The sequence below is a fragment of the Pedobacter sp. TM02 genome, from assembly GCF_059705275.1.
The window spans coordinates 1,734,882-1,749,409 of the sequence record NZ_AP046530.1 but is presented as its reverse complement, the minus strand read 5'-3'; the positions used below and the strand labels follow the sequence as shown (position 1 = coordinate 1,749,409).

The window sequence follows — 14,528 nt, the reverse complement described above, 5'->3', positions numbered from 1 at the left end:
ATTCAATCAATCCTGCACATAATCATAACCAAAAGTGATTGCCGTCAAAATATGACCAAACCGATCTGCGCAATTTTGTAGCAACAAATTAATCAATATGAAAGCGCAAAGCCAAACCCCTGTTGCCAACACCTTAAGCCATAAGCATTATATCTACATCGGGTTGTTCATTCTCCTGTTGCAGGCCATTTTCCACCTTTCGGTAGATGCATCGATAGTCAGGCATCCCAAAAACAAAGCGCTCAAAGTGCAAAGCGCCCAACGAAACGGCTTATAGAGCGTAGTTTCAATTTGTTGGCAGGAAGATAAATTTTATTGGTCATTCCAAAAAGCATTCCTATATTGGTGAATTGTTACATCTTTTTGACTCATCCCGTCAATGAAACCACGTCTCCCTATCAAATGCCTGCTCCTCCTGTTGCTTTTGGCGCAGTGTTTTGTTTCTACAGCCAACAATCCGCAGGAAACCAAGGATAAGCAATTCAACGAAACCTATACCAAAATAGCCACTGAAATCGCATCCTCGGATATTAAAAAAGCCTTAAAGATGTCGGATTCGCTACTTTTAACGGCGCATGACGATTATCACAAAATGAAATGCCTAATGTTGTTGGCTACCTTGTACCAGCGTTCGGGCAATTTTGCCAGGGCCCTGGTCTGCGCGGCCGATGCCGAGAAGTTGGCTCCTGACGATGAAAAAGGCAATGCCTTTAAAGTACGGATTGCTGGCTTTCTTTCAACGCTTTATCGGGATGTAAACCTGACCGAACAGGCACGCAAGTATCTTGAAATTGCCGAAACCACCAATTCAAAGCTCCAAAAATCGCCGGCCACTACTATTTCGCAAGCGCTTATTCTTCAGGAAAAAGCCTATTACGCCATCGAAGAAGACCGTGATTACAGATTGGGCCTGCAACAGCTTGCACAGGCAGAAAAAGGCTTTCTCGAAGTGCAAGACCAAGCCTCAAAGAACGTATTTTTGGCCACCAACGATCAGCTTTCGGGCCTTTGCTATTTCAATTTAAAAAATTATGCCAAGGCCAAAGCGAGCCTGCTTAATGCCATTACCCGCTTGGGCAGCACAGAAAGCGAACTCAAGGCTTTTATTTATTGTGGCCTGGGTGATGTTGAGCTGGCCGAAAAAAGATATCAAGAGGCATTGAGCAATTACAAGCTGGCCGAAAGCTATGCCCAACGTTCCAATAACTCCAATGCCAAAATCGGCCTCAGCAAAAGCATGGCTAACTATTACAGTGTTATGGGCGACGCCAAAACTGCCCTGGTTTACCAAAATGCCTACTCAAATCTCTCAGACGAGCGTGCCGCAGCCACCAAAAAGATTTCGAACCAGTTGCTTGCCGAGCTGAAGGAAAAAGAAACTGGAAGCAACCGTCTGACCTTGTTGCTAACCGGCGCTTCGGCTTTGTTGCTGGTTGCATTGATCGTGATGTGGCTGTTCAAAAACAGGAAAGAAAAAGAGAACCGGTTCAGGTACGAGCAACTGATCAAAAAAATGGAAGCGCTCCAACAAGCCGACAAAACACCGGCCCACAGCCTTTTACCAAAAGCAGAGCATAGCGAGCTCATGTCTAAAGAATCAGAAGACCGGCTCCGCGAAGGGCTTGCCAAATTGGAAGAAAAGCACTTTTTTCTGCAGGGCGACATCTCATTATCAGGCTTGGCCAGCGAACTGAATTCGAACACGCGCTATGTTTCTTATATCATCAACAAGTACCAGGAAAAGGATTTCAACAATTACATCAATGCCTTAAGGATCGATTATGCCTTAAACGACCTTCGTACAAATCCGATGGTACGCAAGTACAAGATTGCCTACCTCGCCCAAAAATACGGCTTCTCGTCGCACAGCAAATTTGGCGCAATATTTAAAGGGATAACCGGAATTTCGCCTTCGGTATTCATCGAAAACCTGAACAAGGACGATAAGGAAAAACGAATACAACGCGTTACCCAAGAAGCCTCCTAAAGGCAAAGTATGGTTGGCAAAACCAATCAATATACCAAATTCATTGCCGAAAGGTGCTTTAAGCGCCTAAACATTATCCGTTTTAACGAATCTGGATAGTGCAACCGTTGCAATGCGCACTTATTCTCTGCAGGTTTGCAACAGCATCTGCAAAATCAAATGCAGGTACCCTGGCCTGTGATGACTATTGTATTTTCAATTACGCTTTTTTCTATCCTTTCGGCTAATATGCTGCTGGCTTTTAAAGTCTGTCGCTTAAAACCCATTGCCAAATTTGGGCTTTGGGCCAACATTGCATTGTTTATAGCTTTTGTTTGCGCCAGTAATCTTTTCGGTCTATTTGGCACCGATGCTTTTAGGTTGCCTTTTCTCCCTTTTCTGGTGCTAGCCGGACCTTTTGCCTACCTGTTTAGCTTAGCTGTAATAGACGAATATCCTAAAAACAGCAAGGTTTGCCTACACCTGTTCGTGCCCCTGCTGTTGATTATGCTCTCTCTTAAGGCAAATATCTTTAAAGGGTCGTTTTTTGCAACGCATACCACTACGGTTTGGCTCATGGTATGCTCAACGATATTATCGATTGGTTACCTGATGGCAGTCATTGCCAAGGCCATGTCTAAAAGGCATACCAGCGGCAACCATGCTGCTTTTTTGCTGTTGATTATTACACAGTTGCCTATGGCGGTCATGGCAAATATTGTAGGCATAGCCTATAGGCATACCTCTAAAAATCCGGAAGGTTTCTTTGTACCCGAAAGCACGCTCATCGTCAACTGGCTGGTCTTCCTTTCCATGGCTTTGGCCCTTTTCAGGTATTTTACAAAACAGCTTTCTGCAAAAGAAGCTACAGATGCCGAACAAAAACAATATCACAAATCGCCCCTAACGGCAAAAGACATGGAAGAAATTGCCAAGCGCCTGCTGATGGTGGCTGACCAGGAAATATACATGGAAGCGGAACTTTCATTGAAAGGATTGGCCAAGGCCATTCAAGCGCCTATACACCATGTTACACAAACCCTTAACATGCAAATGAAAACGGATTTTTATGGGTTTGTAAATGGGTACCGGGTAAAGATGGCCTGCAGAATGCTTCAAGAAACCGATATGGCCATCGATTTGATCTGGCAGGAATGTGGCTTTAATTCACGCGCCACTTTTAACCGCCATTTTCGCACGGCTACCGGTACCACGCCAAGCAATTACCGAACAGGCAAAACTGAGCTAAATTCGTGCTTAGCCTAAATCCATACACAAACCTGATACGGTTTCTTCACTTACTGTAACTAATCGTTTACAGTTTTAATTTTATGTTATATATTTGTCGTTAATGTAAAACAACAATCTAAATTAACCATCGCCTATTTTCATCTAATCAGCTCTCAAATCCAATTAAGTCTTGTCACGTATTCTTAAAAATGCCAATGGCAATTTATTTTCTAATTTTCGCACAGGTATAAAACTTTACCGTAAAGACAATCTCCAAAACAATCTCAGCAAGCTGAACAGCGCAGTGGCCAGCCTACAGTTTGCTCCCTCCGACCGATTGAGGATAGGCTATGCTTATGATTTTTCGGTTGGTCCGCTTCAGGGATATAGTTCTGGAACCCATGAACTATCCGTTAGCCTTATGTTCGCCAGGAAACACATCCCGATGCTTAGTCCTCGTTTTTTTTAGTCGGTTTAAAGGAATGCTTCTGTAAAGAAAACACGCTTAACAGTACAGAAACAAGCGAAAATATGATTACTTTAGGGCATTCAATCAGTCCTAATGAAGTATCACTACCAATTCGTATCTAAAACTATTGTTCGAATAGAGCTTATACCCGAAGACCAAAAAGATATCGCCTTAATCGAAACGCTTTCAACTTCAGCCGAAAACGATCTCAACTTGAAGGAACTCTTTAGAAAAGGCTTTGAAGCTTACGATTCCAAAGCTGAGCTGACTAAGCTAAAATTCATGAATTTTCCAAGGGTAGCCCTTTGCTCTTATATGCCAATAACTAAACCAACTAATCCCTTGCTCGAGGAAAAAGAAACACCGGCAGGTCAGGTTTCAGGCCAGCTTTCCTTTCTGTAAGTTTGGCTAATGACCCAACCTTATTACTGTTGTGGAAATGCCTATTTGCGAATGGCAATAAGTGCAATCCTGCTGCCAGTATATACGAATTGATCGGGCAAGCTATGTGAGTGGTAATGGTAAAATATTGCTATCTGGATAATCAATCCCGCCACTTCTCAAGGTTAAAGATCTGGCAGAACCCAGAGAAGGTTTGACAGCACAAGCCAATTCAGTAAAAGAACACAACTGATTGACCCCGGTCCGCCAAAAATAGAATACCTATAAATATTTGATTACGAAAAAGATAAATCGAACCTTAAATTGGCGACACAGGATCAGCTACAGCGGTTTGTACAACCGGTATAAGATTAATTACTTCCAGCATTTTCTCAGTTACAATACGATATTCTTGGATTGGTGGTACTGCCACACTGAAACTCGTACTTGCCTTGCGGATATTTTGGCGTGGGATTGTCCGTAACTTCAAGCGGAGCCATTACCTGTCCATTATAGCTCGGCATGGTAGTTTGTTTGGTAGAGCCATTGCCCAGTGCTACGTCTTTGGCAGCCACATTTCCGTTCCAGCTATAGTCAATCATCGCATCCAGCAGGCGGTAAACACCATAATAATCCAGGGCGTCATATGTCTTGCGGGAAGTGGGCATTGCGTGTTCTGTAAGATAAGTGTATCCTGCAACAGTTGATGTTTTGAAATAGATGAAATCCTTTTCACTGTTGGGGATGTTGATGTTCTTGAAAATATCAATCGCCATTCGGTGGTCGTTGAAAACATCATCCTCATAGATTTGAGTAATCATTTTAGTATTGGGTGGGAAATCCTGCAATTGCTGCTGTGTAGAATAATTGGATGGACTCCCCCAGTTAAAAGCATACCACGGAGCCATCGTAAAGAGAAAACGACCGTCTCCACCCCATCCTTTTTCTTTAAATGCTTTGTATGCCAAACCGATAGACGCTCCGCCCCCGAACGAGTGCCCCATGAAGCCCACTTTTTTGGTATCAATAATATTGGGATAATTGGCTGCCGCGGTGGTAAAGCCATCCCAAAGCGTTTCGTAGCGGTGATCAATGCTTATATCGTAAGTGCGGTAAGGCACGAAAACAACTACATAACCTTTTTTGGCAATAAAGTTATACAGTCCGATATTGTACGTTTTGTCTTCCCCTCCGTAAGGATGCGAAAAAAAGATGGTGGGCTGAGGAGTGGTAATTCCCTTGGGATAAAAAATACTTACCTGCGTGCCGTTGTATTCCGGATTGGGAAAATCTATCTCGGCCACTTCATAGGGGCCGTCAGACCCGTACCCTGATGCAGGTTTTTGGATAGGTCCTTGCAGGGTGTTGTTTGCGGGCGGATCTGTAGGTGCAGATTCATCGCCGTTTTTGGAACAGGCAATCATGGAAAAAATCGTAAGCGATACCGCTATATAAAGTACGAATAACAATCTTGCTTTCATGGTTTAAATTATTTGGATTTTCTGTTTTTCATCTTATCTTTCATTTCATCTTGCATAGCTAGATATTTAGTAAACTGGTCAGGAGCAAGTATCCCTTTCAATTCCTTTTCCTTGTCTTTTTGTGCAGCTTTCAACTTTTTGAATTTTGAAAATTTGTTATCACTGCCTTTCAGTACGGGGTCGTTCATTTTGGCGTATTTCAGGTTGATGGCACTTACCTGGCCGACTTGAGTTTCGTTGAGCGCAAGCTTGTCTTTCATCCATGCGGTCTGCAGCTGCGCCCGTTGTTCGGGAGTTCCGCCTTTCATTGTTGAATCCTGTGCACTGGCGGTTTGGAATAATGCCATCATCAGGATTAGCGACAGCAACTTGATTAGGTTTTTCATAATATCCTATTTTTAAAGTTTTGACGATGTAAAAATATAAACCTCCCGGATGCCGTGCTGAAATATCAAGGTGTAACGGCAAAATCCAAGGGTGAAATATCTTAACCGTTCAGCCAGTTTTTAAATACGTAGCTCTTGCCTTGCTTACCAACACATTTGCGGGAGTAGCGGGACTGATTTTTACAAAAAGCCGTCCGTTAAAGTGATGTTCTATTTCGGAGATGGCCTTGCGGTTAATGATGTATTGTCTGTTGGCACGAAAAAAAACACCAGGGTCCAGTTGCTTTTCAAGTTCTTCGAGCGTTTCTTCAATGATATATTGGCGAGCATCGAGGGTATGTGCGTACACCTGTTCGTTGGCAGTGTAGAACCAAGCTATCTGACGCGATTCTACGGGAATGAGTTTGTCACGGTAAGCAATAAGGAAGGATTTTCTGAACGTCTTTTCCGGCTTCTGCATCAGCTCCAGCAGGGCGGAAATATCGGGATATGCGGGGGTTGCGTTTCCCTGTGCAGTCAGGCTTTCAAATTTGGCTAGGGCAGCCTGAAGTTCCTCTTCGTCAAAGGGTTTTAAAATATAATCGATACCGTTGTTTTTAAATGCCTCAATGGCATGGTTGTCGTAAGCAGTAACAAAAACAACAGGTGTATTGACTTTTATTTTCTTGAATACCTCAAACGAAAGACCGTCGGCTAAACGGATGTCGGAAAAAATAAGGTCGTAGGAATACGGATGTTCCGAAAGCCATTCCAGTGTTTCCTGCACACTTTCGGTCATTGTCGCAATGCGGATTCTGTCATCCGCATTTTGCAGCAGATATGCCAGGTTCCTTGCCGTAGCAGCTTCATCTTCTATGATCAGTATTCGTATTGTTTTCATCCTTTTTATTTTATATTTTGACCAAAGGCAGCTTCGCCATAAACAGTTTATCGGTACATATAATATCGATATTTTTATCTGTCAGCAGATGGTAGCGTTCGTTTAGATTGGCTAACCCGGTTCCGGTAATTTCGCCCGTGAATGTTATGGGCTGAAGATTGTTGGCGACTATCAGCATTTGGTTTTCCACGTATATCCTCACCGTCAGCGGATTTTTCTTTGTGGAAATATTGTGTTTGGCAGCATTTTCCAGCAGGGTCTGGAGCGCAAGATGAGGTATTTGGGCGTTGCGGAACTCGGCCGCTACGTCAACCTCAAGCCGGAACGAATCTTCCAAACGCATTTTGACAAGATGAACGTACGATTCGGCAGTATTCAGTTCGTCGGAAACGCTTACCAACCCTGCTTTTGAGTGGGTAATGGCGTTGCGGAATATCTTAGAAAGATGTAAGATATAGTGCTGTGCAAGCGGCGGATTTTCCCGCACAATGCCGGACAGGCTGCTGAGGGAATTAAAGAGAAAATGCGGATTGAGCTGCGATTGCAATAATGCCAACTGCGACTGCAGGTTGGATGCCTTGAGGTCGGCATTGAGCAGGTCTTTTCTTTTGCTTTCGCGTATCAGCAGTACAATGCGTATGAAAACCGCCACCAAAACGCTGCTAAGCACAAAACGAGCTGTGTACCCCTTCAGTAACATATTTTTCTGATGTACATCGCCAAAAAATCGATGCTGGATATACGCTCCGGCAAGGATAAAAACAACCACAACAAATCCGTTCCAGAAGTAGTAATTGCCAGCCTGTTTGTTTTGCCTGTAACCCGCCAGAAACCTGCCTTCTGAAAGGTTAAGCACGAACAAGGCAATGCAGAAGAAATAGTTATATAAGAACTGAAAGCCATATTCAAAAATATTGAACTGCCAGTACCTGGCCACGATACCATCTTCCCGCAAAGCCAGCAACCGCGCTGCATTGACCATCAGCGCAATAAAAAAAGCACTGTACCAGCAAATGTTTCGTTCTGTCCTGTTCATTTTACAAAGTAAAAAAAAATAGATGAACCGGCGGGTTCCCTACCGGGTAGACAGGCTATATTCGGAAGTGATGCGGGAAAATTCGAAGGTGAAATGTAGGATTGGAAAAACCATAACTGATTGACCCCTCTTCGCCAAAAACAAAACGTTTGTAAACGCCTGATTACAAGAAAGATAAACCGAAACCTGAAATTAGCGACAAGGGGCCAGCTACACTGGCTTGTCCAGTCATACTCATTACCGTTGACTTGCATATTTTCATATGCCCAAACGTTAAACAACAAAAAAGCCCAACTTTTCAGTTGGGCTTCAATTGCTGGCGGTGAGGGCGGGATTCGAACCCGCGGTACCGTTACCAGTACGACAGTTTAGCAAACTGTTCCTTTCGGCCTCTCAGGCACCTCACCGTTTCTCAAAATCGTTGTTTTGAGGTTGCAAATATAGCAATTCATTGATGTTTGCAAAAAAAAATTACACAGTTTGTAAATAATCTATACGCACATGATAGATGCTCATCAGCATAGTCTTGAATATCAGCTTTATAGTTTCTAAATCTTTTAGCGTCAAATCGCAATCATCCAATTGGTTCTGTTCCAATTTGTAGTTGATGATGCGTTCAACCAGGTCGTTGATGTTCTGTGCATCCGGATTTTTAAGGCTTCTGGAAGCGGCTTCTACCGAATCGGCCAACATGAGCACACCGGTTTCCTTCGAAAAAGGAATCGGCCCCGGATAGCGGAAAATATTCTCGTCTACGAATTTCTCTGGCGAGTTCTTTAAAAACGACTGGTAAAAATAATCGACCCTGGTGTTGCCGTGATGCGTTCTGATAAAATCGATCACACTTTCCGGTAAGCGGTTTTTGCGTGTAATTTCGATGCCTTTGTGCACATGTTTGATGATGATCTGGGCACTTTGCTCGTAAGGCAACTTATCGTGCGGACTAGTGGCTGTATTTTGGTTTTCAATAAAATACTGCGGATTTTCCATCTTCCCAATATCGTGGTACAAAGCCCCTGCCCTTACCAGCAAAGCATTGCCGCCTATCTTAAAAATAGCGGCTTCGGCCAGGTTGGCCACCTGCAAGGAATGCTGAAAAGTACCTGGCGCTTTAAAAGCCAGCTCGCGCAACAGTTTGTTGTTGGTATTGGTCAGCTCGATCAAGGCCACGTCCGAAGTAATGCCAAAAACACGTTCAAAAGCATAAATCAACGGATAAGCCAACAGCGACAGCAACACGCTGAATACAAATGGCAGGAAATTGGCCCATTCTATCTGTGCAAAAGAACCTTCCCTGAGCAGAGCGATTCCTACAAACGACACAAAATAAGCCCCCAAAATAAAAGAAGCCGAAATCAGCAGCTGCTCGCGTTTGACCAAGTTCTTGATGCTGTAAATGGCCACCATGCCCGCCGTAGTTTGGTAAAACACAAACTCGAAGCTGTTAGGCACGAAAAAACCAGCAATCAAAATCACCAACAAATGCAGGTTCAGCGCCAAGCGCGTATCGAACAGAATACGAATAATGATCGGTACGATACAAAACGGAATGTAATACAAGCTGCTGATGTTAAGCTTGATGGCCCAGGTAAGCGCCAACAGCATGGAAGTAATCACCAGCAAAATAAGCGACAGCTGACGGTTATCGGCAAAAATATCTTTCCTGAAAAGGTGCAGAAACACCATCAGCAACGAAATGATAAAACCGACCAGCAACACTTGCCCCAAATAAACCAGGCGGTTATCGCCAATGGTTTTGGTCTGCGCTTCATAAGCTTCTTTGTACGACAACAGCTTTTGATACACATCATCGTCTATAATACTGCCTTTGGCTACAATCAACTCGCCTTTCTGAACCATGCCTTTGGTAGTAGAAAGGCTATTTATCGTATTTTTCTCTACAGTAAGCGTCAAAGCTTCATCAAAAACCAGATTAGGTTTCAGATGGCTTTCTATCAGGTCTAAAATTTCATCCTTAATGGCCGGTCGCGCCGATCGGAAATTATTTTTGAAGTAATCCAATGCGCTTTCGGTGGTGTAAACATCCTGAGAATTTACCCTTTGCGAAATATGGTCGCGCAGGAAAGTAAAATCGTAATGCTTGCCATCTTTCTGGTGCTTGGCCGACAGGCCGATAATTCCCTTTTTATAAACAGCCTGCAACATATTGTAAGCAGTTTTCTTAGCGGCTTCCTTCTCGTTTTCCGGGAAGGCATTCGATTTCCACTTTACGTCAAATTCATTTAAAAAAGCCTCACCCTGTCCCTTAAACACTTCATCGTCATACTTATAGATAGGCAATACGTGATTAAGGGCGTCTTTCTTGTCGCTGACCACCTGCGGGTTGGTTTTGAGGATGGCGAAACTAAATGGCGAAACGAGGTCTTTGTTAAGCCAGGCCTTGTTTTTTTCAAACTCGTACCTGAACCTTGGCTGCTTGGGCAGGTAAAGCGTAATAATGAATACACAAGCCACCATCATGATGTATTTGATGTTGGACGAATATTTTCGATAAAGGACTTTCCGCGAATTCTTTCTGATTTTGGCCAAAATTGTACAGCTTGATTAGTTCAAAATTAAGATTATTTTTTTCAATCACCTACAATTAGTTTACGGGGCACTATAGTGGCCACCCTTAAATTGCCGGATTAACCACTTGTTTGATGGTTAAATGGCAATGCGATGAATCGCAAACTGAAAACGGCCAACTGATTACTGCAGCCCGGCATCCGTAAAATTCTTTCCGATTTATTTGCAAATCTCAATTTTTATGTTTCACTTTATGATATCAAATTAATATCATTATGTATACAGAAAAAATCATCAAACCGCCTTCAGGTTATTTAACCCTAGTGTTGTTTTTAGTATTACTTGCTGGTGGCATTTTCGCCCTCACCCAAGAAAGCTTCTTTGCTGGCAGTGCCATTCTAGTTTTTGATTTTATATTGGTTTTGCCCGGACTGATTATTGTAAACCCCAACGAATCGCGTGTGCTTACCCTTTTCGGCAAGTATGTGGGTACGGTAAAATCCGACGGCTTTTTCTGGGTTAACCCCCTAACCGCTAAAAAGAAGCTTTCGCTCAGGGCACGCAACTTAAACGGCCAGCAGTTAAAGGTGAACGACAAAATGGGCAATCCCATCGAAATCGCCGCTGTAATTGTTTGGCAGGTTAAAGAAACCGCCAAAGCTACTTTTTCGGTTGAAAATTACCTGCAATATGTAAATATCCAAAGCGAAGCCGCCGTACGCCATTTGGCCAACAGCTTTGCCTATGATAATCTAGAGGACGAAAGCGCCGACATCACGCTAAAAGACGGTGCCGACAAAGTAAACATGCTTTTGGAAGAAGAACTGAACGAACGCCTCTCAAGAGCTGGAATAGAGGTGATCGAAGCCCGTATTTCGCACTTGGCCTATGCCCAGGAGATTGCCAGCGCCATGCTGCAGCGCCAACAGGCCGCCGCCGTTATTGCCGCCCGCCGACTGATTGTTGAAGGTGCGGTAGGCATGGTAGAGATGGCCCTCGAAAAACTCTCGCAAAAAGGCATTATCGAACTAGACGAAGAACGCAAAGCCGCCATGGTAAGCAACCTCCTGGTGGTACTTTGTGGCGATAAGCATGTACAACCCGTAGTGAATACCGGCACCTTATACAACTAATGGAATTTGAAGAAAAACAACGACTCAACTTTTGGTGGCTCTATATCCTTTTGGGTATAGAGACCATCATCGTGTGCAGCGTGTTCTTGCTCGACAAGAACGGGTTAAATCTACAAAGTCTTAAAAAAATGTATTTCCTGCCTGTTTTGGCTGTCCTGCTTCCCTATTTGTTGATTTACCTGATCAACAAAAGCGCATTGGTCATGAAAATAGACCAATGTGGCATCGCCTACCGGTTTTCGCCATTCGCCAGACGGGCAAAAACCATTTCGTGGACACAGATCGACAGGCTCTACCTCAGAAAATACGATGCGCTTAGCGAATATGGGGGCTGGGGCCTGCGCAGCAAGCTCTGGTTCAAATTCAACGACAAGGCTTACATCTTTAACGATAAATCCATCGGCCTGCAGGTAGAAATGGGCAATGCCAAACGTGTGCTTTTCAGCATTGCACAACCCGACGAGCTTTCGCTCTTCTTGATCAATTTTAAACGTCAATACAACATAGGAGCTATCGAAACCGATGTCAGAGAAAGATAAAAAAGCATTTGTGTTAAGAATAAACCCTGCCTTGCTCAAAGAAATCGAGCAATGGGCAGCCGACGAATTTCGCAGTACCAACGGCCAGATCGAGTACTTGCTTAACGAAGCCGTAAAGACCAAGAAAAAAGGCCGTTCCAAAAAATCAACCGGCCTGGATTAGGCTCGCCACCGCTTTTGTTTAGCCTTTTGAACACACATCTAAAGGTCAAAATCAGTTGCTTCTGCCGTAATTTGGGGCCAAATGACTAACTTGCGCCAACCAAATATCAAAAAGATCAATATATGAGAGAAGTCGTAATTGTAGTTGCCGTAAGAACGCCCGTGGGCAGTTTTGGTGGCTCGTTAGCTGGATTTTCGGCTACGCAACTAGGCGGATTGGCCATCAAGGCAGCCGTAGCCAAAGCCGGATTGGCACCAGAAAATATTCAGGAAGTATACATGGGCAATGTGCTGTCGGCTAATTTAGGACAGGCACCGGCTACCCAAGCTGCAAAATTTGCCGGTTTGCCCGATCTGCCAGCCACTACCATTAACAAAGTATGCGCATCGGGCACCAAAGCCGTAATGCTGGCGGCACAAAGTATTGCACTAGGCAATGCCGATATCATTGTAGCCGGAGGCATGGAGAGCATGAGCAACGTGCCTTATTACCTAGACAAGGCACGCAACGGCTACCGTTTAGGCCATGGCCAATTAACCGATGGCTTGATTAAAGATGGTTTATGGGATGTGTACAACGACTATCACATGGGCTCAGCTGCCGAGCTTTGTGCCGAAACCTGTCACATCAGCCGCGAGGCGCAAGATAATTTTGCCATCGAATCGTACAAAAGAGCACAAGCTGCCCAAAGCGCCGGCAAATTCAGCGATGAGATTGTTCCCGTAGAAATTAAAGACCGTAAAGGCGAAATCACCTTGTTTAGCAACGACGAAGAGCCTGCAGCGGTAAAATTCGATAAAATCCCAAGCCTAAAACCCGTATTTAAAAAAGATGGCACCGTTACCGCAGCCAATGCATCGACCTTGAACGATGGGGCAGCGGCCTTGGTACTGATGAGTGCCGAACGTGCCAAAGAAATGGGCATTAAGCCTTTAGCTAAGGTATTGGCCTATGCTGATGCCCAACAAGCGCCTGAATGGTTTACCACTGCGCCGTCTAAGGCCATCCCCTTGGCTTTGAGCAAGGCAAACCTTACAACTGCCGATGTAGACTTTTTCGAAATCAACGAAGCTTTCTCGGTGGTTTCATTAGCCAATAATCAGGAGCTCGGTCTCAAAGAAGAACAAGTGAACGTTAACGGTGGTGCCGTAGCCATTGGCCATCCACTGGGTGCCTCGGGCGCCAGGATCATCGTAACCCTGCTTTCGGTACTGGCCCAAAACCAAGGCAAAATCGGCGTAGCCGGTATCTGCAATGGAGGTGGTGGCGCCAGTGCAATAGTGATCGAAAATCTGCGTTAACCTTAACAAAACGAGTTGGATGTTTGACGCAGTTAGAAATTATACAATCCTCATGTTATTATGTTGTGCATTTACCAGGTTAAGTGCACAACATAGTTATAACCTCAACAACGACCCCAAACTCAATGCCTATCAGGATTCGTTGCGCATTTTAAGCGACGAAACCTTTATGGCCCAAGACAACCAGAGCCGTTTGGAGAAAAATGCACAGTTTGTAAAGAAATTTGTGGCTGCGCTGAAGATCAATGGCTCCTTTAACTATGGTTTTGATTCGCTTAAGCGCATTTCCATCCTCAAATCGCCCGACAATTCGTTTCGCATCATCACCTGGTTTATCCCCACCGACGAAGGTGGCTACCGCTATTATGGCACCATACAGTTGCCCCACGTCAATGGCGCACTTAAACTTTACCCCTTAACCGACGACACCAACAATCTGACGGATGCGAATGTCATTACCAGCAACAAAAATTGGTTCGGAGCACGCTATTATGAAATGGTTCCGGTAATTGTTAACGGCAAGCAGCCTTACTTTATCCTTTTGGGCTGGAAAGGCAACAACCAAAAAACAACCAAAAAGGTAATCGATGTCTTATCGTTCGAAAAAAACGAACCCGTTTTTGGCAAAAATATTTTCGAAGTGAGCAAAAACGGACCTACCAAGAACCGTGTAGTGTTCGAATACAACAAGCTCAACTCCATGACCCTGACGGTAAATGCCAAAGTAAACATGATTGTGTTTGACCATTTAGCACCCTACGATCCAAAAATGACCGGCAATTTCGAGTATTATGGTGCCGACCTGAGCTTTGATGGCTACAAGCTCACCTGGGGCAAACTGTCTTTGGTAGAAGACGTAGAACTTAAAAACGAGCCCTCACCCAACGACGACTACTACGGCAGACCGGTAAAGGCTTCTACCATTGTAACCAAATCTGGCCATTGAGTCCAAATCCCTGCTCAAAACTTAAAAATTTGCTACTCTGCCTACATGTACTTATATTGCGGGTTATACACACCTTGAAACTAGAACT

General features: G+C 44.2%; 15 protein-coding genes and 1 tRNA gene. 10 read left to right on the top strand and 6 right to left on the bottom strand.

Translation table 11 applies throughout. The annotated features are described in order from the left end of the window. Positions 1-97: 97 nt before the first annotated feature. The 5 genes from AC6H1S_RS07340 to AC6H1S_RS07320 all read left to right on the top strand — a co-directional run bounded on the left by AC6H1S_RS07340 (position 98) and on the right by AC6H1S_RS07320 (position 4,067). Entirely contained in the window at positions 98-277 is a 180-nt protein-coding gene (locus tag AC6H1S_RS07340) for a hypothetical protein (RefSeq protein ID WP_497565703.1), read from the top strand. A gap of 102 nt (positions 278-379) precedes the next feature. Beyond that, positions 380-1,987: a helix-turn-helix domain-containing protein gene (locus AC6H1S_RS07335; RefSeq protein ID WP_497565702.1), complete on the top strand. Its 1,608-nt coding sequence runs from the start codon at positions 380-382 to the stop codon at positions 1,985-1,987. A 159-nt stretch (positions 1,988-2,146) separates the two neighbouring features. Then, positions 2,147-3,232, top strand: a complete 1,086-nt coding sequence (locus AC6H1S_RS07330) for a helix-turn-helix domain-containing protein (protein ID WP_497565701.1) — start codon at positions 2,147-2,149, stop codon at positions 3,230-3,232. Between the two features lie 154 nt (positions 3,233-3,386). Next, the gene (locus AC6H1S_RS07325) at positions 3,387-3,665 is read left to right on the top strand and encodes a type IX secretion system membrane protein PorP/SprF (RefSeq protein WP_497565700.1); all 279 of its coding nucleotides are present in this window, start codon (positions 3,387-3,389) and stop codon (positions 3,663-3,665) included. Positions 3,666-3,758: 93 nt separating this feature from the next. Continuing rightward, entirely contained in the window at positions 3,759-4,067 is a 309-nt protein-coding gene (locus AC6H1S_RS07320; RefSeq protein WP_497565699.1) for a hypothetical protein, read from the top strand. A 371-nt stretch (positions 4,068-4,438) separates the two neighbouring features. Here AC6H1S_RS07320 and AC6H1S_RS07315 read toward each other — a convergent pair whose 3' ends face one another. From AC6H1S_RS07315 to AC6H1S_RS07290, 6 genes are all read right to left on the bottom strand, one after another. Continuing rightward, positions 4,439-5,527, bottom strand: a complete 1,089-nt coding sequence (locus tag AC6H1S_RS07315; protein WP_497565698.1) for an alpha/beta hydrolase — start codon at positions 5,525-5,527, stop codon at positions 4,439-4,441. An 8-nt stretch (positions 5,528-5,535) separates the two neighbouring features. Then, positions 5,536-5,913, bottom strand: a complete 378-nt coding sequence (locus AC6H1S_RS07310) for a DUF4890 domain-containing protein (RefSeq protein WP_497565697.1) — start codon at positions 5,911-5,913, stop codon at positions 5,536-5,538. 109 nt (positions 5,914-6,022) lie between these two features. Further along, positions 6,023-6,793 (bottom strand): LytR/AlgR family response regulator transcription factor, encoded by a 771-nt coding sequence (locus tag AC6H1S_RS07305; RefSeq protein ID WP_497565696.1) that lies wholly within the window; start codon positions 6,791-6,793, stop codon positions 6,023-6,025. A 10-nt stretch (positions 6,794-6,803) separates the two neighbouring features. Then, a complete protein-coding gene (locus AC6H1S_RS07300; protein ID WP_497565695.1) occupies positions 6,804-7,829 on the bottom strand; it encodes a sensor histidine kinase in 1,026 nt (341 codons plus the stop codon). 317 nt (positions 7,830-8,146) lie between these two features. After that, positions 8,147-8,236: transfer RNA gene (locus AC6H1S_RS07295), tRNA-Ser, on the bottom strand. Between the two features lie 64 nt (positions 8,237-8,300). Beyond that, complete coding sequence (locus tag AC6H1S_RS07290; RefSeq protein ID WP_497565694.1) at positions 8,301-10,379, bottom strand: HD family phosphohydrolase; 2,079 nt, start codon at positions 10,377-10,379, stop codon at positions 8,301-8,303. A gap of 254 nt (positions 10,380-10,633) precedes the next feature. Here AC6H1S_RS07290 and AC6H1S_RS07285 point away from each other — a divergent pair, with 254 nt between their 5' ends. From AC6H1S_RS07285 to AC6H1S_RS07265, 5 genes are all read left to right on the top strand, one after another. Beyond that, on the top strand, positions 10,634-11,491 hold the full coding sequence (locus tag AC6H1S_RS07285; protein WP_330106963.1) for an SPFH domain-containing protein: 858 nt from the start codon (positions 10,634-10,636) through the stop codon (positions 11,489-11,491). Continuing rightward, entirely contained in the window at positions 11,491-12,030 is a 540-nt protein-coding gene (locus AC6H1S_RS07280) for a hypothetical protein (RefSeq protein WP_497565693.1), read from the top strand. The genes AC6H1S_RS07285 and AC6H1S_RS07280 overlap by 1 nt, the downstream gene beginning before the upstream one ends. Beyond that, complete coding sequence (locus tag AC6H1S_RS07275; protein WP_199141571.1) at positions 12,014-12,193, top strand: type II toxin-antitoxin system antitoxin; 180 nt, start codon at positions 12,014-12,016, stop codon at positions 12,191-12,193. The genes AC6H1S_RS07280 and AC6H1S_RS07275 overlap by 17 nt, the downstream gene beginning before the upstream one ends. Before the next feature lie 122 nt (positions 12,194-12,315). Next, positions 12,316-13,494 (top strand): acetyl-CoA C-acyltransferase, encoded by a 1,179-nt coding sequence (locus AC6H1S_RS07270; RefSeq protein ID WP_497565692.1) that lies wholly within the window; start codon positions 12,316-12,318, stop codon positions 13,492-13,494. A gap of 52 nt (positions 13,495-13,546) precedes the next feature. Beyond that, positions 13,547-14,440, top strand: a complete 894-nt coding sequence (locus AC6H1S_RS07265; RefSeq protein WP_497565691.1) for a hypothetical protein — start codon at positions 13,547-13,549, stop codon at positions 14,438-14,440. Positions 14,441-14,528 lie beyond the last annotated feature (88 nt).

Excerpts from the sequence above, each read along its gene's own strand:
- AC6H1S_RS07340 (WP_497565703.1), top strand. The coding sequence starts at position 98 with ATGAAAGCGCAAAGCCAAACCCCTGTTGCCAACACCTTAAGCCATAAG.
- AC6H1S_RS07335 (WP_497565702.1), top strand. The coding sequence starts at position 380 with ATGAAACCACGTCTCCCTATCAAATGCCTGCTCCTCCTGTTGCTTTTG.
- AC6H1S_RS07330 (WP_497565701.1), top strand. The coding sequence starts at position 2,147 with ATGCAGGTACCCTGGCCTGTGATGACTATTGTATTTTCAATTACGCTT.
- AC6H1S_RS07320 (WP_497565699.1), top strand. The coding sequence starts at position 3,759 with ATGAAGTATCACTACCAATTCGTATCTAAAACTATTGTTCGAATAGAG.
- AC6H1S_RS07315 (WP_497565698.1), bottom strand. The coding sequence starts at position 5,527 with ATGAAAGCAAGATTGTTATTCGTACTTTATATAGCGGTATCGCTTACG.
- AC6H1S_RS07310 (WP_497565697.1), bottom strand. The coding sequence starts at position 5,913 with ATGAAAAACCTAATCAAGTTGCTGTCGCTAATCCTGATGATGGCATTA.
- AC6H1S_RS07305 (WP_497565696.1), bottom strand. The coding sequence starts at position 6,793 with ATGAAAACAATACGAATACTGATCATAGAAGATGAAGCTGCTACGGCA.
- AC6H1S_RS07300 (WP_497565695.1), bottom strand. The coding sequence starts at position 7,829 with ATGAACAGGACAGAACGAAACATTTGCTGGTACAGTGCTTTTTTTATT.
- AC6H1S_RS07285 (WP_330106963.1), top strand. The coding sequence starts at position 10,634 with ATGTATACAGAAAAAATCATCAAACCGCCTTCAGGTTATTTAACCCTA.
- AC6H1S_RS07280 (WP_497565693.1), top strand. The coding sequence starts at position 11,491 with ATGGAATTTGAAGAAAAACAACGACTCAACTTTTGGTGGCTCTATATC.
- AC6H1S_RS07275 (WP_199141571.1), top strand. The coding sequence starts at position 12,014 with ATGTCAGAGAAAGATAAAAAAGCATTTGTGTTAAGAATAAACCCTGCC.
- AC6H1S_RS07270 (WP_497565692.1), top strand. The coding sequence starts at position 12,316 with ATGAGAGAAGTCGTAATTGTAGTTGCCGTAAGAACGCCCGTGGGCAGT.
- AC6H1S_RS07265 (WP_497565691.1), top strand. The coding sequence starts at position 13,547 with ATGTTATTATGTTGTGCATTTACCAGGTTAAGTGCACAACATAGTTAT.